We start from the raw sequence: 19167 nt of genomic DNA, 5'->3' as shown, positions 1-19167 counted from the left end.
GGGAGCGGGCTTGCTCGCGAAGAGGCCGGCACATCCAACATTGATGTCGACTGAAAGACCGCTTTCGCGAGCAAGCCCGCTCCCACAGGTTCTGCGTCTACTGGCATGTACCAATGCCCGGTGAATCATCGAGCCCATCAGCTCAACACATAGTCCACCGGTTCCAGCTGCGGCGGCAGTTGTGTCACGCCCAGTGCCGCCAGCACATCCCGTTCGACGCTGCGCACCAGTGCATCGGTGGGCAGGTCGTTTTCATCGCGACCGAACGGGTCTTCCAACTCATCGCCAATCGCATCCAGACCGAAAAAGGTGTAGCTGACAATGGCGGTGAAAATCGGTGTCAGCCAGCCCAGTGGCTCGGCCATCGCGAAGGGCAGCAAAATGCAGAACAGGTAGATGGTCCGGTGCAGCAACAAGGTGTAGGGGAAGGGCAGCGGTGTGTGTTTGATCCGCTCACAAACCGCTTGCACCTGGGTCAGGCGGGTCAAATGGTTGGCCATGAGCGTATAGCGCCATTCATTGATTGCGCCTGACTCGGCGAGCGCCGAACACTGTTGACCGACCTGCAGCAGAATCCCCCCGCTGATATCCGCCGCGTTGTCCTTGGGCATCGGGTTCAGCCATTCGCCACTGGCTGCCAGTTCGTTTTCTTTGCGCAGTTTTGCATTCAGTGCATGGGCGAAGCCGCAGAGGTTGCTGAGGATATTGTGTCGCTCATTCGCGTCCTTGATGACCTGGGTTTCGCGCACCATCGAGCGAACGTCCACCAGCATGTCGCCCCAGGCTTTGCGCGCTTCGTACCAGCGGTCGTAGCAGGCGTTGTTGCGAAAGCTCATGAAGATCGACAACGACAAACCCAGCAGGGTGAAGGGCGTTGCACTGACCTTGGAAAAATAGCTCGGGTGCAAGGTTTCGATGAGCACGATGGCCGAGGCGAGCAGCGTCACCAGAAGGCTGCGCCAGGCAATTCGTTTGGCGATCGAGCCCTTGAGTGACGTCAGGACGCCGATCAGATTGGGTTTGGGTCTAACGATCATGGTGTTCAGCCGCCCGTCATGTTCATGAAGCGAACCACCTGGACATCGTCGTTCACTTCGAAATTGTGCCGATAGGGTTTGAGTTTCATCGAGTCGATAATGGCTTTTTCCAGGCGCTCGGGCTGGCCGGGATGGCTGCGCAAAACGGCCTTGAGATCGACGGCGTGCTCATTACCCAGACACAGCAGCAGACGACCTTCCACCGTCAACCGAACCCGATTGCAAGTGCCACAAAAGTTGTGGCTGTGGGGGGAAATGAACCCCAGGCGAATCTGCGGTGCCTCGGCCAGGCGCCAGTAGCGCGACGGGCCTTGGGTCGACTCGGCGGACTCGATCAACGTGTAGCGCTCAGCGATCCGTTCTCGTACCTGGCTGCTTGCGTAAAACGACTCGGCGCGGCTGTGTTCATGGATAGTGCCCAGGGGCATTTCTTCGATGAAAGAAATGTCGAGATTTCGGTCGATGGCAAAGCTCACGAGGTCGTTGATCTCATGGTCGTTACGGCCCTTCATCACCACGCAATTGAGTTTGGTATGGCGAAATCCCGCGGCGTTGGCCGCGTCGATGCCGTTGATGACTTGCGCCAGATCGCCGGTGCGCGTCAGCTCACGGAAGCGTTGCGGGTCCAGGCTGTCGAGGCTGATGTTGAGCCGTTTGACCCCGGCCTCGAACAAGGGCGCTGCAAGCTTGCCCAGCTGCGAACCATTGGTGGTCATGCACAGTTCACGCAGGCCGGGCAGGGCGGCGATTTTTTCGCACAGTTGCACCACCCCCGGACGGATCAGCGGTTCGCCACCCGTGAGGCGGATCTTGCGGGTGCCCAACGCCACGAAGCTCTCGGCCAGTTGATAGATTTCTTCCAGGGTCAGTACCCGTTGGCGGGGCAGAAACTGCATGTCTTCAGCCATGCAATACACGCAACGGAAATCGCAGCGGTCGGTGACAGACATCCGCAGATAGTCCACACGCCTGGAGAACCCATCGATCAAGACTCGCTCTGACATGACATCCTCACCTGCATCCGTGAAATGGGTATTCCGCTATTAACGGAGCTGTTGAGCGCAGGCTAAGAGCAACTAGAGTGGGCGTCCAATCACTATTAATGACCGGCTGATCGACAGCGTCGATGAAGGGTTTGTTTGAGCAGAGAAAGTTGTTTTATGTATTTCTAACTGTATGATTTTTAACGATAAAAACTAATGATAGATGTCATCGATAATGCAGTCGTAAATAGCGATTAGACAATATTTAATCCCCATTCATATTCTTTCTCCGTCAATCGAACAAAGACCTTAATCAGGTCGAAGCCTGTGTGCATTGTCACGGAGAATTACCATGTCTCAAGTCGACCGTTACAAACCCTACAAAGGCGCCGCCGCCGGTTGGGGCGCGCTGATCAGTGTCACCAAGAACTGGTTAGGCAGTGAAAATGCCCTGAAAAATATCCGCGCCATGCTCAAGACCAACCAGAACGGTGGCTTTGACTGCCCGGGTTGCGCGTGGGGTGAGTCGCCGGAAAGCGGCATGGTCAAGTTCTGTGAAAACGGTGCCAAGGCCGTTAACTGGGAAGCGACCGGTCGCCTGGTCAACCCGGCCTTTTTCGCCAAGTACAGCGTCTCGACGCTGTCCGAGCAGAGCGATTACTGGCTGGAGTATCAGGGGCGACTGACCCATCCGATGCGCTATGACGCCGCCACCGATCATTACGTGGAAACCACATGGGACGAAGCGTTCGCCCTGATCGCGCGGCACCTCAATGCGCTGGAATCGCCGGACCAGGCCGAGTTCTATACCTCGGGTCGGGCCAGTAACGAGGCGGCATTTCTCTACCAATTGTTCGTGCGGGCCTACGGCACCAACAATTTTCCGGACTGCTCCAACATGTGCCACGAGGCCAGTGCCGTGAGCATGGTTGAAAGCCTGGGCGTGGGCAAAGGCACCGTGGTGTTCGACGATCTGGAGCATGCCGATGCGATCTTTGTCATCGGCCAGAACCCCGGCACCAATCACCCACGGATGCTTGAACCGCTGCGCGAGGCGGTCAAGCGCGGGGCGCAGGTAATTTGCATCAACCCGCTCAAAGAGCGTGGGCTGGAGCGTTTCCAGCATCCACAACACCCGATCGAGATGTTGATGAACGGCTCCGAACCGACCAACACCGCCTACTTCCGTCCGGCGCTGGGCGGGGACATGGCGGTCATGCGCGGTATGGTCAAGTTCCTTTTGCAGTGGGAGCGCGAAGCGCAGGCCAGCGGTGGCGAGCCTGTGTTTGACCATGCCTTCATCGCCGAACACACCTCGGGAATGGAGGCTTATCTGGCCGAAGTCGACGCGACCAGTTGGGCGCACATCGAGCAGCAGTCCGGCATGACCCAGGCCGACATCGAACTGGCCGCACGCATGTACGCCAAAGCCAAGCGCGTGATCATGTGCTGGGCGATGGGCTTGACCCAACACACGCACTCGGTGCCGATGCTGCAGGAAGTCATCAACCTGATGTTGCTGCGCGGCAATGTCGGTCGTCCCGGCGCTGGCCTGTCGCCGGTTCGCGGGCACAGCAACGTGCAAGGCGACCGCACCATGGGCATCAACGAACTGGCGCCGGTCGAATTGCTCGATGCGCTGGAAAAACGCTTTTCGTTCAAACCGCCGCGTGAGCATGGCCACAACACCGTGATGGCGATCGGTGCGATGGAGCAGGGGCTTTCAAAAGTGTTTATCGCCCTGGGCGGCAACTTCGCTCAGGCTACCCCGGATACGCCGCGTACCCATGCGGCCTTGCGCAAATGCGACCTCACGGTGCACATCGCGACCAAGCTCAACCGCAGCCATTTGGTCACCGGGCGTGAAGCGCTGATCTTGCCGTGCCTGGGCCGCACCGACATCGACGTGCAAGCCGAGGGGCCGCAAGGCGTCACCGTGGAAGACACCTTCAGCATGATCCACATCTCCCATGGTCAGTTGAAACCCAAGTCGGTACACCTGCGTTCGGAACCGGCGATCGTTGCCGGGATCGCCGCGGCGACACTGGGCAAGCATCCGATCGACTGGAACTGGGCCATTGGTGACTACGGCCGCATCCGCAACATGATTGCCGACACCATTCCCGGCTTCGAGGATTTCAATCAACGCTTGCTGCACCCGGGTGGTTTCCATATGCCGAACGACGCGTCGAATCGTCTCTGGAAAACCGCGACCGGCAAAGCCCGATTCATCCCGAGCGTACTGCCGGAACATCTGATCAGCGAAGGCGTGCGCAACCTGAAAGTGAAGCCGCATCTGATCCTGCAGACCATGCGCTCCCACGATCAGTACAACACCACGCTGTACGGTCTGGACGATCGCTATCGCGGGGTTTACGGCATGCGCGATGTGGTGTTTGCCAACGAGCAAGACATCCGTCGACTCGGTTTCGAACCGGGGCAGAAAGTCGATCTGGTGGCGCTCTGGGACGATGATCGCGAGCGTCGGGTCAGCGGTTTTACCCTGATCGCCTATGACATTCCGGCCGGCCAGGCGGCCGCGTACTACCCGGAGACCAACCCGCTGGTGCCGCTGGAAAGTTACGGTGACCGTACGTACACCCCGACTTCCAAGTTCGTCGCCATCCGGCTCGAGCAAGCGGGCGCGAGTAACGTGATTACGTCTTCCGTCGCGTAGTTCAAACCGGGGCGGTCATCCACGCCGCTCCGGGTTCACCGAAAAACCTTTCAACACGTGTTGGCTGCAGGCCTAACGGCCTGGCGGTGGCCCGACCGTGTGGCGCATTTTTTTCAGCATCGATGAGGATATTCATCATGTTTAACCTGGAGGCACTGGACCTGGCGCGAATTCAATTCGCGTTCACGGTTTCGTTCCACATCATCTTTCCCGCCATCACCATCGGCCTGGCCAGTTTCCTGGCAGTGCTTGAAGGGCTTTGGCTCAAGACTCACAACGACACCTACCGTGATCTCTACCATTTCTGGTCGAAGATCTTTGCCGTCAATTTCGGCATGGGCGTGGTCTCGGGGCTGGTCATGGCCTACGAGTTCGGCACCAACTGGAGCCGTTTCTCGGACTTTGCCGGGAGCATCACCGGCCCGTTGCTGACCTACGAAGTGCTCACCGCATTCTTCCTTGAGGCCGGTTTCCTCGGCGTGATGTTGTTTGGCTGGAACCGGGTAGGGCGCGGCTTGCACTTCTTCTCGACGGTCATGGTCGCGATCGGCACGTTGATTTCGACGTTCTGGATTCTCGCGTCCAACAGCTGGATGCAAACACCTCAGGGTTTCGAGATTGTTGACGGCCGGGTCATGCCGCTGGATTGGCTGGCCATTGTGTTCAACCCATCGTTCCCATTCCGTCTGGCGCACATGGCGATTGCAGCGTTCGTGGCCACCGCGTTCTTTGTCGGCTCGTCGTCGGCGTGGCATCTGCTGCGCGGCAATGACACCAAACAAGTGCGCAAGATGCTGTCGATGGCGTTGTGGATGGCGTTGATCGTCTGCCCGATTCAGGCGGTGGTGGGTGATGCCCACGGCTTGAATACCCTGGAGCACCAACCGGCGAAAATCGCCGCCATTGAAGGGCATTGGGAAAACAACAATGACGAACCGACGCCGCTGGTGCTGTTCGGTATCCCCGACATGCAGGCCGAGAAAACCCGTTACGCCCTGGAGATTCCGTACCTGGGCAGCCTGATCCTGACCCACAGCCTGGACAAACAGATCCCCGCGCTCAAAAGCTTCCCGAAAGAGGATCGGCCCAACGCGACGATTATCTTCTGGAGTTTCCGCGTCATGGCTGGCCTTGGCATGTTGATGATTCTTGCCGGCGCGCTGGGCCTGCTGTTGCGCCGCAGCGGTGGGATTTATCGCAATCGCGGGTTCCTGCGCTTCGTGCTGTGGATGGGGCCAAGCGGTCTGATCGCCATGCTGGCCGGCTGGATCACCACGGAAGTGGGGCGCCAACCCTGGGTGGTGTATGGCCTGATGAGAACCGCCGATGCCGCCTCTCATCACACCGCCATGCAGTTGAGCATTTCGTTGGCGCTGTTTGTGTTGATCTACTTCTCGGTGTTCACGGTGGGGATCGGCTACATGATGAAACTGGTGCGCAAAGGGCCGCAACCGCATCACGAACATCCGGGTGGCGACGCTTTCGGTCAGGTGATCACGCCGCGCAGGCCGCTGTCCGCCGACGCCGAAACCCTCGAAACCGACGCTCGCGTCCATTGAAGAAGGGGAGTTGAGTCATGGGTATTCAAGGTATCGATTTATCGTTGATCTGGGGCGTGATCATCGCCTTCGGCGTGATGATGTACGTGATCATGGACGGGTTCGATCTGGGGTTGGGCATCCTGTTCCCCTTGATCCCGGATGTACGGGAACGCGATGTGATGATGAACACCGTCGCGCCGGTCTGGGACGGCAACGAGACCTGGCTGGTGCTGGGTGGCGCGGCCCTGTATGGCGCGTTTCCGCTGGCGTATTCGGTGATTCTGGAAGCGTTGTACCTGCCGCTGATCCTGATGTTGTGCGGGTTGATTTTTCGCGGCGTGGCATTTGAGTTTCGCTTCAAGGCCAGCCCTGAAAAGCGCCACATCTGGGACTTGGCGTTTATCGGCGGTTCGCTGTTGGCGACGTTCTCCCAAGGTGTGGTCATCGGCACTTACATTGCCGGCATCCCGGTGGTCGATCGACAGTTCGCCGGCGGCACGCTGGACTGGCTGGCACCGTTTCCGTTGTTCTGCGGTTTTGGTCTGGTCGTCGCTTACGCGTTGCTGGGCAGTACCTGGTTGCTGGTCAAGACCGAGGGCATGCTGGAATCGCGGATGCGCCTGTTCACCCGGCCGCTGGCCTGGCTGTTGTTGGCGGTGATCGGGGTGATCTGCGTCTGGACGCCAGTCCTGCACCCGGAGATTGCAACCCGCTGGTTTGCCCATGCGCACCTGGCGGTGTTCGGTGCGTTGGCGGTACTGGCTTTGCTGGCGATGTTCGGGCTGCTCAGAACTTTGCGTCAACGCCACACCCATTGGCCGTTCGCCTTCACCTTGATGCTCGTGTTCTTGGGTTACATCGGGCTGGCGTTCAGCGTCTGGCCGAACATCGTGCCACCGTCGATCAGCCTGTGGGCTGCGGCGTCACCACCCTCCAGCCAGTTGTTCATTTTGATCGGGGCCCTGTTCATTCTCCCGATCATCCTGATGTACACCTGCTGGAGCTACTACGTGTTCCGCGGCAAAGTGAGGATCGGTGATGGCTACCATTAAATCGCGTCAACCTGAACCCGCGCGCTGGTATCGGCGCCTCGGGTGGCTTGTGTTGATCTGGCTGGGCAGTGTGCTGGCGTTGGGTGTCGTGGCGGGGGCATTGCGATTGTTGATGCAGGCGGCCGGGATGAGTACCCACTGACGATCACTGCAAAAAAAAACCGGAGCCCCATGACAGGGTTCCGGTTTTTTTCTATCGGGCGTCCCGAACTTATTGCGCCCCGAACATCGCCGTCCAGTAAATCCCCGGATCACTCTTCGGATCAACCGCATAGGCCGCGCCCAACTCCCGGTACTGTGGGTTCATCAGGTTCGCGCAGTGACCGGCGCTGGACACCCAGCCATCGACCACCTTGCGCACGGTGTCCTGGCCGGCAGCGATGTTCTCGCCGACCTGCCCGCCGCTGTAACCGGCCAATTCAGCCCGGTCACCCGGCATGCGACCATCGCGGTCCTTGTGATCGAAGTAATTGTTGTTGGCCATTGACCGGGCGTGCTCCTCGGCCGCCGTCGCCAGCGCGGCGTTCCAGGCCAGTGGCGTGGTGGCGGCAAAGGATTGCGTGCCGCACTGGCGCGGTTGGCTGCGTACGACGTTGAGCTCGGCCAGCAGCTTCTGGCCTTCCGCCTGCCAGTCGCCCAGGCGAGCGCTCAACAGTGGACGCGCCAGCACGATGCGCCACTCGCGGTCCTGATGGCTGACGCCGACATCGACGAATTGCGGGTCCAGCACGATCTGGCAAAAGCTTTCCTGAATGGCTTTCATCGCCGATGGAGCATCACGCGGCCCGGACAGGCTGATCGCCTGTACATTCTTCATCGGATAACCCGCGCTGGCCATTGCCTGTTGCAGATTGCCGACGCTGTTGGCGTTCAGCGCCAGCCGTGGGTCGCCGGCCAGCGGTGGCAGTTCCTGCGAGACCTGACCTGCGCAGCGCTGCACCTGGCTGCGGTAGAGGTTGATCGAATCAATCAGTTGTTTCTCGTCGGCCGCCAATGCATTCACGGCGAACAACATCCCCAGTGACAACGTGGCAAGACGCATAGCAGATGATTTGAAGCGCATGGAATTCCCCTTGAGCTGACTGCGCCCATGATGCGCGATTTCACCCCCGCGAGCGCAATGACTTTTCACGCCCGACGACAGTTTTTTTGTCCGTCTGCTGGAATGAATTCTGGCAACTACAATCAAGCAAAGTCGCCGGTTCGGCGTGCTTCCGGTTCCGTCCGAAGGGTCGATCATGCGAGTTGTCTGGATAGCCACCTGCTTGGCAATAACCCTTCTCGCCGGCCAGGCCATCGCGTCTGAGCAGGAGCAAAAAAAGGAAGTGGCTGAGGACAAGGCCGAGGTCCTGGAGCAAAAAGCTGCGGAGAAGGGCACCGAAGTCCCTGTGCCCAAGTCCGAAACCATCACCACCTCTGAAGTTCAGGCCGTCGATCCCGCCGGCGCGTCGCCGCTGGACGATGCGATCACCTGTCTGGCCCGCTCCATCTATTGGGAGTCCAAAGGCAAATCGTCCGCCGACATGGAAGCCGTCGCCAGCGTCGTCATGAACCGCTTGGGCCATGAGGGCTTTCCGGACACGGTATGCGCCGTGGTCAAGCAGGGTTCTGAAAGCAAAAATTGTCAGTTTTCGTGGTGGTGTGATGGGCGCTCGGATCAGGTCCAGGAAGAAACCCAATACGCGATTGCCAAGGAAATCGCGCGCAAGGCGCTCAACAAGCAACTGAACGACCGAACCCACGGCGCGATGTATTTCCACGACAGGAAAGTGAAACCCGCTTGGGCCAGGAAATACATCAAGACCACCGAGACCTCGATGTTTCTTTTTTACAAGCCGCGGGGTGGGACGGCGAAGTAGGGACGTTCGCATGAGCGAGGTCCACGCCATCCTCAAAGCCTATGGCTTCAAACTCGGGAATCCAGGCGTATATTGATAGTGTCGATCCAGATTGTTGAGGCGATAGTAAATCGCCGGTGGTGTGACAGGCCAGAGTGCTGGGGGAGCTAGATATCCCGGAACGTTTGGAGGTGTTACATGAGCCAGTATCAACGACTCTTTCTGATAGCCGGTCCAGGCATGCGTCATACCCCGGCGTTGGAGCGAGCTGTCGCCATTGCCGAAGCCACTGGCGCAGCGCTGCACATCACGGTGTTTATCGAAGACTCCAGCCTCTTGGGTTTGAAGAGCGCTGGTGCACGTTTTCGTGAGGCCTGTCAGCAAGAGAACGAAAAATGGTTGAAGGATGAGGCCGATCTAATACGCGAGCGCGGGGTCATGGTGAGTACCGAAGTGCTTGTTACGCGAACTGCGCTGCAAGAAATACTTCGGCATGTGGCAGAAATGCAGCCCGAACTGGTTATCAAGGACGTGCATCACGAGTCAGCGCTCAAACGCGTTTTCATTACGCCTCTGGATTGGCACCTGTTGCGTGAATGTCCGGTGGCTGTGCATCTGGTCAGCGAAATCAGGTGTCCACTTCCGCGGGTGGTAGTGGCGGCAGTCGATCCGTCACAACCTGAGACTCAGATCACTGGCATCAACGACCGCATCATCCAGGCGGCGAACGGATTGTCAATGCAATGCAGCGCGGAACTGCATCTACTGCATGCCTACGATCTATCGCGGACACATATATCCGACGCAGGCGCTGGTGCAGTGACGATGCCAGGTTTCAGCAGCGATGTGCGCAAGTCACTGCAAAAGTCATTTATCGCATTGGCCGACCACTACGGTGTGCCCACTGAGCGACAACACTTCGTTGAAGGGCCACCTGGCAAAGCGCTGTCCGACTTTGCAGCGCATCACCGGGCCGATGTGATCGTCATGGGAAATGCACATCGCAAGGGACTGGGCAAATGGGTGGGCAGTACGACGGAGCATGTTCTGTATCAAGTGCCCTGCAACATTTTCGCCGTTACCGGGTCTGCGGATCAGTGAATGGATTCGCTATTAAAAGACTCGCAAAGAGCGCCTCAGCGACTGGGGCGGGATTTTTTGAGGGCGCGTGTTGAGATATCCCTCATGAACATCGGAAAGTGATTTTCCAGAACGACCTGATATCAAAGTCTGGATGGCTCCTGGTCTTCAGAAACCTCCTTCCAACTGTCATCCGGATCAAAGCGTTTCATTGCCTTCGCCAGTTTATCGCCATTGGGGCCAAGGTCTTTCTCAAACACCTGTCCCTCATGACTGATCATGAAACTCATCACCCCGGTGTCATCATATTTTGCCGGCCAAGCGATCAGGGCAAAGCCTCGGCTCATTTTGTCGCCGATGCGGTAGCTGTAGGCGCCACCTGGTGCCGACGGACCTTGGGCATCAAGGATGCGGAAGTGGTAACCATGCCAGTCTTCGTCGTTGATGGCTTTGCCGAACAACGGCCCCAACGGACTGATCTGACCGCTGTCGTCGTCCGCCCAATAGAGGCCGTCATGCTTGCCGGGGGTGCTGAAGATTTTCTGCGCATATTCAAGTGCGCCGTCCCCGTCACGATCCACTGAGGCATAGTCCATCTGAGCATCGTGATAGGTCAGCGCCGCTTGCACGGCGTCCAGTTCGTTGCGGCCAATGCGACGGGCACGGATTTCGACGCCGGCGACCTTCATGTCGAAGCGCCAGCCGTTCGTACCTTTTGTCATGGGGATAGGCAGTGTCCAGTGGTCACTGCCGACTGACAGGATCGCCTTGCGCTCGCTGGGTTTTTCAATCTGGTGCTGCTCGTGGTACTGCTTCAAAAACGCATCCACATCACTGCTTTGCACGCCTTCGCGGGGAATGTAAGTGCGCCAGTCATCGCCCAGCAGCTCTGTCAGGCGTACCTGATCGGGGGTTCCCGTACCCAAGGCCTTGACGAGCGCCTCAGCAGCTTCTTCCGGTGTTGGAAATGCCTCCTGTGCCGCCGCCATGCACGTCCACGCCAAGCCGGCCGTTATCGCCAGCAGGCCCATGAGCACCTTCACTCGCAGAGAGTTGTTCACCGACGTCCCCCCCTTGAACGCGCCGGCGCGGACGGCCGACTGATCTGGTGGCCGGTCGATCGCGCGGCACTGGGGCGCTGGGCGGATGCCTGGCTGGTCCGGCCACGAAGTGCTTGTGCGTTGGACTGGGAAGGGGAACGCGCGCCGGCGAAGGCATTGTCGCGGGCGCTGCCGCGACTGGCGGCCGGTTGCCTCTGCGCAGTCTGGCGCGCCTGCGAAGAGTCTTTTGTGCGCTGATTCACCTGAGCGTTCTCTCTCCTGGGCTGCTGATTCTCACGGATGTTTTTGGCCGTGCCCTGGCTCCGGTCAGCCGTCCTCGGTCTGTCCGCACCGGCTTGCATCCGATTGCCGACCGAGGCATCGGACTGCGCCTTGCGCGCTTGATCACGGGCCTGGCGGTTGCTGGTGGCAGGTCGTTCGATACCGTGTTTGTCCATTGAACTACGGGCATTTTCACGGGCCTGGGCGCGCTGGGCATCGTCCCCTCGATACGCCTCACGCTGGTTGGCACCGTTGAGTTGCCGGCCGTATTGTCCACGGCTCCGAGAGTCTCGATAGGGAACGCCATCACGGTGAACGGCGTTGTGCTGCCACTTGTTTTGATTATTGGTGATCTGGTTGTTGCGATTGATGTTGTTGTAGCGATCGACGTCGATGTCGATGTCGTTATTGCCCCAGTCACAGTCTCCCCACAGCGAGCCGATGATCGCCACACCGGTCCCGAACGCCAATCCGGCCATCAGTGCCGAACCGGGGTAATAGGCGGGCGGCGGCGGGTAGTACGGGGGCGGCGACGCAGGGTAGGCCCAAGTGCCGTAGGTGGTTGTCGGGTTATAAGCGGGTACGTACACCACCTGCGGATCGGCGGGCTGAATGATGATGGTCGACGTGCTGCTGGCAGGCGCGGGGGCGGGTGCCTGAGCTGTGGGCGCGGGTGCCGGTGTCGCAACATTCTGCACCGTCACGTTCTGGTACTGGTTGCTCTGAAGATTGCCTGCGGCTTGCGCCTGATGACGCAAGCGTTGCACGCCATCCATGAGATCGTCCGGTTGCGCGAGGAAGGCATCACCCAGGCGTTGTACCCAGACCGGGTCCTGTCCCAGCGTGGCCAGGACCTGCGGGAAGGCGACCAGTGCCTGTACGCTCGGATCCCACGGCTGGCTGGCCACTTGCTTGACCGCCTCGTCGCCCTTGGCGTTCGGGTGAGCCTTGGACCAGGTCACCGCCTCGGCGATTTCGCCGGGGTAGGTGCTCGCCATCAATACCTGCGCCAGCAACGGGTCCGGGTAAAGGGCGATGGGCGCCAGCATTTGGGCCAACTGCTCCTGCGTAAACACGGCATCCTTGGCCGGTGCCGTGACGGGCGCTGTCCCGGCAGGGGTTGTCGGGGCTGTATTCGTCGGGACAGGGGCGGTCGCGCCCGTGGTTTGCGCAAGGCACGCAGATCCACTCAAGAACAGTGCAACCGACATCGCGTAAAACAAGGGAATACGCATTGCTCCCTCCCTGTGATCAGGCAGGCTTGAAATGGGTGGATCAACGCCAGGGAGATGAAAGCCGACTTTGCTAGCCGCAAACCTCAGCTTCGATGCCGTGGCTTAATGGTACATCACCAACCTAACGCCCAATGCTGTGGTGCAAAGCTGAATATCGGTGCCGACGCTTTCACAGCGATTGGAGGCTGGCTTCGATGGTCGTGACCACACGGTTACGGCCTTCGTGTTTAGCGTGATACAGGCGTTGATCGGCTGCACGCAGAATGGTTTCGATGGTGTCGCCGTCGCGGCCGGATTGCGCTACGCCGATGCTCACGGTGACCACGGTTAACCGCTGCAGGCCATGAAAAGAATTATTTGCGACGGTGCTTCGCAGACGCTCAGCGATGACGTGCGCGCCCTCAAGTGAAGTCTGCGGTAGCAGAATCATGAATTCTTCCCCGCCCACTCGGGCTACGCCGTCATACGGGCGGATCGAATCGAGGCATTTCTCCACGAAATCTTTCAGGATGTCGTCGCCAACCTGATGCCCGAAGCGATCGTTGATGGACTTGAAATTATCCAGGTCGAGTGCCAACACGGAGAACGGCTCACCGCCGCGCTTGGTCCGGCCCATTTCGACTTCAACCCGCTCCATGAACCGACGCCGATTATCAGCACCCGTCAGAGGATCGGTGGCCGCAAGGTGCCCGAGTTCTTGATTGGTGCGCTGCAGTTCCTGCAGGGCGCTCTCGGTATAGGCCATCGCTTCGGCCAGACGCACCATCAGCTCCTCTTGGCTGTAAATCTTCGAGAACGACCGTGTGGTGAGGAACGCTTGCACGACCCCATAGCTCAACATGAAGAACCCACCGGCGAAGATCGCATGAGCGAGCCACCACATGTGGTTCCATGGACGTGCAAGGATGAAGGCAAGCGACGACAGCGCGAACGCGGTGACCGAGACGACAAAAATCATCATCAGCGGCGAACGGATACGGCGCAGCAGGAGTATTACCACGGTCAATGTGGAAAGAATGAGGGCACCACCTTCCATCGAGAGGCGCACTGCGAGATTGCCGGCGATCGGTGAATTCGCGACGTACGCCACAGCCACATCAACCAGCAGGAACAGTCCTATCCAGGTCAACCACGGACGGGCCTTCATTCGTTGGTCCGCGTCATCAGGTGGGCGGTGGTAAGACAGCATTCCGACTAACAGCAGCATCGACATGACCAATCGAGAGGCCGGTCCATACAGCAGGAAGAGCCAGATATTGTGGTGTGCAAGCCCGGTGAACGCACCATGCAGCGCGTAGATCAGTACAAAACCGAGAAAACCAAGCGTCATCCATCGCAGCAGCGGATCTCCCGATGACTGATAGCAGCGCCACGTGACGTAAGTCACAAACAAGCCCGCCAAGGTGGCTGCCGTGATCGCAATGATATGGAACAGGTGGTTCTCGAAAATAAGGGTAGGGTCTTGAAAGACGTACAAGTAGCCAATCAGATAGGCCGGAACAAACGCAAATCCTGCGAGCAGCAAGTAAGCATAAACCTTGACCATGAGGCGAACGGCTTCAGGTGGCTCGCCGCTGGCGATGAGATTGCTCATGGTTCCCTCCAATTTGAAATCTATCTAGCCGGCACCGGTCCGGTGTTGGCTCCAGAGACACCTGCCTGCCAACGGTCCTTCGCCTCTTTACGCAGATAGGGGATGGACCGATCTATGGCAATTCAATATTAGACTCGTTACCAGTTTCTGCTGCGCAAGCAGGTAAAAATGTTCACGTGAACACAATTAACGCATGACGAATGTTGTCGTGAGGATCGCTAGGGCGCGCTAATTGATCTGCACAATGACCGGACCTTCCGTAACGACCGGCGGGTTCGCGTGGATGTGCGAGGCGTTTTTCTGAATCCAGTCGCGAGCGACTTTCATGCTCTCATCGGTGCCGGCCTTGTCCGTGCAAACCGTCACCGACATACCACCATCACCGAGAGGTAGCAGTGTGTAGCTTGCGAGGCCAGCCACTTTCCGGAGGGCAGCTTCGACGTCGGCCTTTTGCTTTTCTAAAACATCGAAAAGCTGCTTTGCACCAGGGCCTGAGTAGGTTCTTATGACCGCATACATAGTCGTCTCCTTTATGATTTACCGTCTTGATACCCACCCGGATCCGCTGATGGCGGCTATCACTTGGGTTTCTGTTCGTACCGATTTGTTCAGCTTAGTCAAACGCCGGTGACAAGCGTAATGCAACGACCACCGGCAGCTCCTGGCCGATAGCTTCATGGCAACGTCGATAGGTCAGATACTGACCCATGCGGATGGTGGGCAACCCCGCACTTGGTGCCGTCAACGCCACTACAGATCCCGAGCCCAGGTCTGGCTGACGAGGTCTTTTCCGAAACTGCGTACCTGTTCCTCTTCGACCAATTGAAAACCTGCCTTTTGATAGAGCTTTCGGGCATCGCAAAGCACGCTGGTTGTCCAGAGCATCATGCTCGTGTAACCGGCGCCCCGTGCAAATCGCAGACTTTCTTCAAGCAACCGATTGCCGATTCCCATGCCTCGGGCACTTGCATCCACGTAGAGCATTCGCAGTTTGGCGGTCGTCTCGTCATGCCTGACGACAAAGACCGAACCGATAACCTTGCCATCTTTTTCCGCGATCCAGCATCGCTCGCAGGACTGATCGAATTCACGAAGGTATTTGGCGACTATTTCTGCCACCAGCGCTTCGAATTCCGAATTCCATCCGTATTCGCGGGCATATAGTTGAGCTTGCTGCTGAACGACAATCCCCATATCACCCGCTTCAGGATCGCGCAGGAGGTAGGAGGGATCTGTGTCGCCTAATAGCGCCTGTATCCGTTTCATGGCTTGGGTCAATTGCTCTTGCTGTGGCTCAGGCAAGCCTTGCAGCATCAACACGACTTCCTCGCGAGCGGCTTGCTCCAGCGAGGCCAGCACGGTGCGACCAGGATCGGTGAGCTGGATTTGAGATGCTCGGGCATCGCTTGCCGAGCGAGTCCTGCCAATCAAGCCTTTTTTCTCGAATCCACCGATGACCCGGCTAACGTAGCCGGCGTCCAGGCCAAGCATCTGACAGAGGTCTGAACTCTTCAGGCCAGCACTGGCGCCTAATTCATAAAGGATGCGAGCCTCGGTCAACGAAAATTCGGCCTTAAGCAGGTGCTCTTGCAACGCGCCGATCTGGTGGGTGTAGAACCGGTTAAAGCGGCGTACCGTTTCGGCGCGCTCAGTAATGGTTGCGGACATGGAAAATCCCCATATAGTTGCTTTTGTCAATTATATGGTTGACTTAGGCAAATATGTCAATCCTGCCTACATTCGCTTTTTGCAAACTTGCCATTCGCTACGAGCTTGTGACGATGTAAGCATTGTTTCGATTGAGGAGTGGCTTCAACCATTTCTCGTTACTGCTCAAGCATCAAGCTACGCCAAATGATCATCGGCTTTTCTAGAGGTGCGACTTCCGGTTGCAACTGCTCCTGCGTGTGTCTGTTGTGCGGTGGCTGCTCCTCTGGTTCAGGCGCTGGAATGTGATACTTGGCGGCATGCACGTTATCTACGGACATTTTTTGTAGTGCGCTTATTTGATTGTTATGGTGACTTTGCCTTTTGATCTGCCCTGCTCGACGTACCGCAACGCCTCTGCAGTCGATTCAAAAGGGAAGGAACGATCGATGACCGGTTTGATGATGCCAGCTTCGATAAGCGAGGTGATTTTTTGCAGTTGTACCCCGTTGGCACGCATAAACAAAAATTCATAGCTCACCCCATGCTTGCGGGCTTTTCTACGAATACCGCTGCTCAGCAGGCGCATGACTTGCCGTAGCATCCAGGACAAGCCTTGCTCTTGGGCAAATTCTGCTGTCGGTGGTCCAGAGAGGGAAATGAGCTGTCCGCCGGGCTTGAGGACCTCGACTGAATCCATCAGTACATCGGTGCCCAGGCTGTTCAACACCACGTCGAAATCGTGTAATTCGGTTGCAAAATCTTGCTGCTTGTAGTCGATGACCACATCTGCCCCGAGCGCCTTCACCCATTCGACATTCGCCGTACTGGTGGTCGTCGCAACGAAGGCGCCGAGGTGTTTGGCGAGCTGAATGGCAAACGTGCCGACACCGCCGGATCCGGCATGAATCAACACCTTCTGGCCTTTTTTCAACTGGGCGGTCTCAACCAGCGCCTGCCAGGCCGTCAAGAGAGCCAAGGGGACGGACGCCGCTTCGGCCATGTCAAGGTTCGAGGGTTTCATCGCGAGCGCGTTTTCGTTCACGGCGATCAGTTCGGCAAACGTCCCGATCCGGTCCTCGGGAGGGCGTGCATAGACTTCATCTCCTGGCTTGAATCGCTTCACCGCCGAACCTGTGCGAACGACCACACCCGCCAGGTCATTGCCCAATACCAAGGGAAATGTATAGGGCAGGATCAGTTTGAATTCCCCGGTTCTGATCTTTGAGTCCAACGGGTTCACGCTCGTTGCATGCACCTGGATCAGCACGTCATGCACACCGACCGCAGGATCGGGCACTTCGCCAATCATTCCGTTCTGCTTGCCGTAGCGGTCAATAAAAAATGCCTTCATGCTGCAGCTGCTCTTGTCGGTGGAATGAGAATGGGGCGCGGCCCCGGCAACGTTGATGCGATGCGACGTTCAGGCTGTCAGGCGTCGAGAAATGCCGAAGCCTTAGCCACGAAATCGGTGTGGTGCTGGAAAATGCTGCCGTGCCCGGCGTCCTGGTAAATGATCAGTTGCGCGTTGGGGATTCGCTTTGCCAGCTCAAGCGAGTTGACAGTGGGCACCATGATGTCGTTGTCCCCGTTGGCTATCAGCGTCGGCATCCGCAGGCGCCCGAGTTCTTGCGGCGCCTGCTTGCCCCACGCAGTAATGGCTTTCAATTGCCGTAAAAACGCGCGGGGTGTCGGGCCTTTGTCGCGGTCTTGCCGGCGCTCTTTCAATCGTTGCAAATACTCGGACGCGGCGCGTTGCCCGTTGGCCGTGGTGGTAAAGAACAGGTAGAACTTGGGATCTCGTAGCGTCAGCAGACCCTTGATCATTAACGGCCAGGTCACTGAGCCGACGTTGTCGATGCCTGCGCCGCCGGCCGGTCCGGTTCCGGTGAGGATCAGCCTGCGCACACGTTCGGGAGCTTTCAGGGCGATGTCTTGAGCGACGAAGCCGCCGAGTGAAAAGCCGAGCAGGTCAACCTTGTCCAAACCCAACGCACGAATAAAGCCGATGCCATCGTCAGCCATCTCACCGACGGTCAATGGCGCGGTACCACCCGAGCCACCGATACCGCGGTAATCGGTGGTGATGACACGCCGTTTTTTTGCCAGACCGTCAATGATCCTGGGGTCAAAGTTATCCAGCACTGCCCCCCAATGGTTGAACATGACCAGAGGGACCTGCGTTCTGGGTCCCAGATCACGATAGGCAAAAGGTATCCCGTCAACCAGAACCGACTGGTTCGCCGCGTTGATAAATGACGACTGCGAACCTGGATGATTGCTTCTAGCCAAAAGAGTCATGTTTATTCCGTCCGATTGCGGGGCGAGGCCGACCTGCTCGACAGGGTTCAGACCTGAGTCAAATAGCGTGGCGCCACGGCGGACTGTCTGATCTGCGACAAAAGACCCTGACGTGCGGTTTGCAGGGCATCCCAGCGCTCGCCTTCTTGCAACGGAGGAATGGTCACCGGTTCGCGGCGATCGAAGCCAACCAGTGCGGCATCGACCAGGTCATCCACTTCCATGATTTCGCTCAAGGTGTTGATGTCGATACCGGCGCGGTCCCAAATCTCCGTGCGGGTGGCGGCGGGCAATACGGCTTGCACATAAACACCCAGAGGCGAAAGTTCCAGGCTCAGGCCTTGGGAAAGGAACAGCACAAACGCCTTGGTCGCCCCATAGACTGACATGCCAAACTCAGGCGCCAGACCCACCACCGAACCAATGTTGATGATCGCGCCTTCACCTGCTTTGGCCAGGCGTGGCGCGATGGCGCTGGCGAGTCGCACCAGTGCAGTGGTGTTGAGGGCCACCAGTTGCGCAACGCTGTCGGTGCTTTGCTCGATGAAGGTGCCGGACTGCGCGGCACCGGCATTGTTGACGAGGATGCCGATACGCTCGTCATCCCGAAGGCGCGCTTCGACAGTGTGCAGATCGCTGAGTTGAGTCAGGTCGGCCGGAACCACCTCAATGGCGACGCTGTGTTCGTCACGCAACCTTGCGGCGAGCGTTTCCAGGCGCGAGTGGTCGCGGGCGACCAACACCAGATCATGCCCGCGTTGGGCGAAACGTTGGGCATAAACCGCGCCGATGCCGGTGGAAGCGCCAGTGATGAGAACGGTAGGACGAGTAGTCATGATGTCAGCTCTTTTTTCGGGAAC

The 19167-nt window shown here is 58.2% G+C and carries 19 protein-coding genes; 7 read left to right on the top strand and 12 right to left on the bottom strand.

Annotated features, from left to right (window positions below; genetic code table 11):
• Nucleotides 1-137: 137 nt before the first annotated feature.
• Both PMI27_RS20260 and moaA read right to left on the bottom strand, forming a co-directional pair.
• On the bottom strand, nt 138-1037 hold the full coding sequence (locus tag PMI27_RS20260) for a bestrophin family protein (RefSeq protein ID WP_008151533.1): 900 nt from the start codon (nt 1035-1037) through the stop codon (nt 138-140).
• Between the two features lie 5 nt (nt 1038-1042).
• Nucleotides 1043-2041, bottom strand: coding sequence for a GTP 3',8-cyclase MoaA (gene moaA, locus PMI27_RS20265; protein WP_008151531.1), 999 nt, complete (start codon nt 2039-2041; stop codon nt 1043-1045).
• A 331-nt stretch (nt 2042-2372) separates the two neighbouring features.
• Between moaA and PMI27_RS20270 the strand changes: the two genes are divergently transcribed.
• The 4 genes from PMI27_RS20270 (at nt 2373) to PMI27_RS30315 (ending at nt 7432) form a co-directional block, all read left to right on the top strand.
• Nucleotides 2373-4697: an FdhF/YdeP family oxidoreductase gene (locus PMI27_RS20270; RefSeq protein ID WP_008151528.1), complete on the top strand. Its 2325-nt coding sequence runs from the start codon at nt 2373-2375 to the stop codon at nt 4695-4697.
• Between the two features lie 137 nt (nt 4698-4834).
• Nucleotides 4835-6256, top strand: a complete 1422-nt coding sequence (locus tag PMI27_RS20275; RefSeq protein WP_008151527.1) for a cytochrome ubiquinol oxidase subunit I — start codon at nt 4835-4837, stop codon at nt 6254-6256.
• Between the two features lie 17 nt (nt 6257-6273).
• Nucleotides 6274-7290 (top strand): cytochrome d ubiquinol oxidase subunit II, encoded by a 1017-nt coding sequence (gene cydB, locus PMI27_RS20280; protein WP_008151526.1) that lies wholly within the window; start codon nt 6274-6276, stop codon nt 7288-7290.
• Nucleotides 7277-7432: a DUF2474 domain-containing protein gene (locus tag PMI27_RS30315; RefSeq protein WP_008151525.1), complete on the top strand. Its 156-nt coding sequence runs from the start codon at nt 7277-7279 to the stop codon at nt 7430-7432. Before cydB ends, PMI27_RS30315 begins: the two co-directional genes overlap by 14 nt.
• A gap of 69 nt (nt 7433-7501) precedes the next feature.
• Here the strand turns inward: PMI27_RS30315 and PMI27_RS20285 are convergent, their stop codons facing one another.
• Nucleotides 7502-8353 (bottom strand): CAP domain-containing protein, encoded by an 852-nt coding sequence (locus tag PMI27_RS20285; RefSeq protein ID WP_008151524.1) that lies wholly within the window; start codon nt 8351-8353, stop codon nt 7502-7504.
• A gap of 175 nt (nt 8354-8528) precedes the next feature.
• On the opposite strand from PMI27_RS20285, the gene PMI27_RS20290 reads away from it, so the two are divergent.
• Entirely contained in the window at nt 8529-9149 is a 621-nt protein-coding gene (locus PMI27_RS20290) for a cell wall hydrolase (protein WP_008151523.1), read from the top strand.
• 177 nt (nt 9150-9326) lie between these two features.
• Nucleotides 9327-10229 (top strand): universal stress protein, encoded by a 903-nt coding sequence (locus PMI27_RS20295; RefSeq protein WP_008151522.1) that lies wholly within the window; start codon nt 9327-9329, stop codon nt 10227-10229.
• Nucleotides 10230-10351: 122 nt separating this feature from the next.
• Here the strand turns inward: PMI27_RS20295 and PMI27_RS20300 are convergent, their stop codons facing one another.
• The 6 genes from PMI27_RS20300 to PMI27_RS20320 all read right to left on the bottom strand — a co-directional run bounded on the left by PMI27_RS20300 (nt 10352) and on the right by PMI27_RS20320 (nt 16027).
• Nucleotides 10352-11239, bottom strand: coding sequence for a DUF2950 domain-containing protein (locus PMI27_RS20300; RefSeq protein WP_008151521.1), 888 nt, complete (start codon nt 11237-11239; stop codon nt 10352-10354).
• A 26-nt stretch (nt 11240-11265) separates the two neighbouring features.
• Nucleotides 11266-12765, bottom strand: a complete 1500-nt coding sequence (locus tag PMI27_RS20305; protein ID WP_008151520.1) for a DUF3300 domain-containing protein — start codon at nt 12763-12765, stop codon at nt 11266-11268.
• Between the two features lie 169 nt (nt 12766-12934).
• Nucleotides 12935-14359: a GGDEF domain-containing protein gene (locus PMI27_RS20310; protein ID WP_008151519.1), complete on the bottom strand. Its 1425-nt coding sequence runs from the start codon at nt 14357-14359 to the stop codon at nt 12935-12937.
• A gap of 228 nt (nt 14360-14587) precedes the next feature.
• Nucleotides 14588-14878, bottom strand: a complete 291-nt coding sequence (locus PMI27_RS20315; RefSeq protein ID WP_008151518.1) for a hypothetical protein — start codon at nt 14876-14878, stop codon at nt 14588-14590.
• A 94-nt stretch (nt 14879-14972) separates the two neighbouring features.
• Nucleotides 14973-15104: a hypothetical protein gene (locus tag PMI27_RS32240; RefSeq protein ID WP_274519669.1), complete on the bottom strand. Its 132-nt coding sequence runs from the start codon at nt 15102-15104 to the stop codon at nt 14973-14975.
• Between the two features lie 5 nt (nt 15105-15109).
• Nucleotides 15110-16027, bottom strand: a complete 918-nt coding sequence (locus PMI27_RS20320) for a bifunctional helix-turn-helix transcriptional regulator/GNAT family N-acetyltransferase (protein WP_008151517.1) — start codon at nt 16025-16027, stop codon at nt 15110-15112.
• On the opposite strand from PMI27_RS20320, the gene PMI27_RS31215 reads away from it, so the two are divergent.
• The gene (locus PMI27_RS31215; RefSeq protein WP_134097349.1) at nt 16026-16217 is read left to right on the top strand and encodes a hypothetical protein; all 192 of its coding nucleotides are present in this window, start codon (nt 16026-16028) and stop codon (nt 16215-16217) included. The two genes, PMI27_RS20320 and PMI27_RS31215, sit on opposite strands and share 2 nt — an antisense overlap.
• 144 nt (nt 16218-16361) lie before the next feature.
• Here PMI27_RS31215 and PMI27_RS20325 read toward each other — a convergent pair whose 3' ends face one another.
• From PMI27_RS20325 to PMI27_RS20335, 3 genes are all read right to left on the bottom strand, one after another.
• Nucleotides 16362-17360 carry an NADP-dependent oxidoreductase gene (locus PMI27_RS20325; RefSeq protein WP_008151516.1) on the bottom strand — a complete coding sequence of 333 codons (999 nt, stop codon included), beginning with the start codon at nt 17358-17360 and terminating at the stop codon, nt 16362-16364.
• A gap of 77 nt (nt 17361-17437) precedes the next feature.
• Complete coding sequence (locus PMI27_RS20330) at nt 17438-18307, bottom strand: alpha/beta fold hydrolase (RefSeq protein ID WP_008151515.1); 870 nt, start codon at nt 18305-18307, stop codon at nt 17438-17440.
• Nucleotides 18308-18354: 47 nt separating this feature from the next.
• Entirely contained in the window at nt 18355-19143 is a 789-nt protein-coding gene (locus PMI27_RS20335; protein ID WP_008151514.1) for an SDR family NAD(P)-dependent oxidoreductase, read from the bottom strand.
• Between the last annotated feature and the right edge of the window lie 24 nt (nt 19144-19167).

The sequence above is a fragment of the Pseudomonas sp. GM41(2012) genome, from assembly GCF_000282315.2.
In the GTDB taxonomy this organism is placed as follows: domain Bacteria; phylum Pseudomonadota; class Gammaproteobacteria; order Pseudomonadales; family Pseudomonadaceae; genus Aquipseudomonas.
Note: the sequence above shows the minus strand (reverse complement) of the source record. Positions and strands in the feature narration are given on the sequence as shown.

What these genes read in the sequence shown, in the direction of transcription:
- PMI27_RS20295 (WP_008151522.1), top strand. Translation starts at nt 9,327, where the DNA reads ATGAGCCAGTATCAACGACTCTTTCTGATAGCCGGTCCAGGCATGCGT.
- PMI27_RS20315 (WP_008151518.1), bottom strand. Translation starts at nt 14,878, where the DNA reads ATGTATGCGGTCATAAGAACCTACTCAGGCCCTGGTGCAAAGCAGCTT.
- PMI27_RS20270 (WP_008151528.1), top strand. Translation starts at nt 2,373, where the DNA reads ATGTCTCAAGTCGACCGTTACAAACCCTACAAAGGCGCCGCCGCCGGT.
- PMI27_RS20335 (WP_008151514.1), bottom strand. Translation starts at nt 19,143, where the DNA reads ATGACTACTCGTCCTACCGTTCTCATCACTGGCGCTTCCACCGGCATC.
- PMI27_RS20275 (WP_008151527.1), top strand. Translation starts at nt 4,835, where the DNA reads ATGTTTAACCTGGAGGCACTGGACCTGGCGCGAATTCAATTCGCGTTC.
- PMI27_RS30315 (WP_008151525.1), top strand. Translation starts at nt 7,277, where the DNA reads ATGGCTACCATTAAATCGCGTCAACCTGAACCCGCGCGCTGGTATCGG.
- PMI27_RS20285 (WP_008151524.1), bottom strand. Translation starts at nt 8,353, where the DNA reads ATGCGCTTCAAATCATCTGCTATGCGTCTTGCCACGTTGTCACTGGGG.
- PMI27_RS20290 (WP_008151523.1), top strand. Translation starts at nt 8,529, where the DNA reads ATGCGAGTTGTCTGGATAGCCACCTGCTTGGCAATAACCCTTCTCGCC.
- PMI27_RS20260 (WP_008151533.1), bottom strand. Translation starts at nt 1,037, where the DNA reads ATGATCGTTAGACCCAAACCCAATCTGATCGGCGTCCTGACGTCACTC.
- PMI27_RS20300 (WP_008151521.1), bottom strand. Translation starts at nt 11,239, where the DNA reads ATGGGCCTGCTGGCGATAACGGCCGGCTTGGCGTGGACGTGCATGGCG.
- PMI27_RS20325 (WP_008151516.1), bottom strand. Translation starts at nt 17,360, where the DNA reads ATGAAGGCATTTTTTATTGACCGCTACGGCAAGCAGAACGGAATGATT.
- PMI27_RS20305 (WP_008151520.1), bottom strand. Translation starts at nt 12,765, where the DNA reads ATGCGTATTCCCTTGTTTTACGCGATGTCGGTTGCACTGTTCTTGAGT.
- cydB (WP_008151526.1), top strand. Translation starts at nt 6,274, where the DNA reads ATGGGTATTCAAGGTATCGATTTATCGTTGATCTGGGGCGTGATCATC.
- PMI27_RS20310 (WP_008151519.1), bottom strand. Translation starts at nt 14,359, where the DNA reads ATGAGCAATCTCATCGCCAGCGGCGAGCCACCTGAAGCCGTTCGCCTC.
- PMI27_RS20330 (WP_008151515.1), bottom strand. Translation starts at nt 18,307, where the DNA reads ATGACTCTTTTGGCTAGAAGCAATCATCCAGGTTCGCAGTCGTCATTT.
- moaA (WP_008151531.1), bottom strand. Translation starts at nt 2,041, where the DNA reads ATGTCAGAGCGAGTCTTGATCGATGGGTTCTCCAGGCGTGTGGACTAT.
- PMI27_RS20320 (WP_008151517.1), bottom strand. Translation starts at nt 16,027, where the DNA reads ATGTCCGCAACCATTACTGAGCGCGCCGAAACGGTACGCCGCTTTAAC.
- PMI27_RS31215 (WP_134097349.1), top strand. Translation starts at nt 16,026, where the DNA reads ATGGAAAATCCCCATATAGTTGCTTTTGTCAATTATATGGTTGACTTA.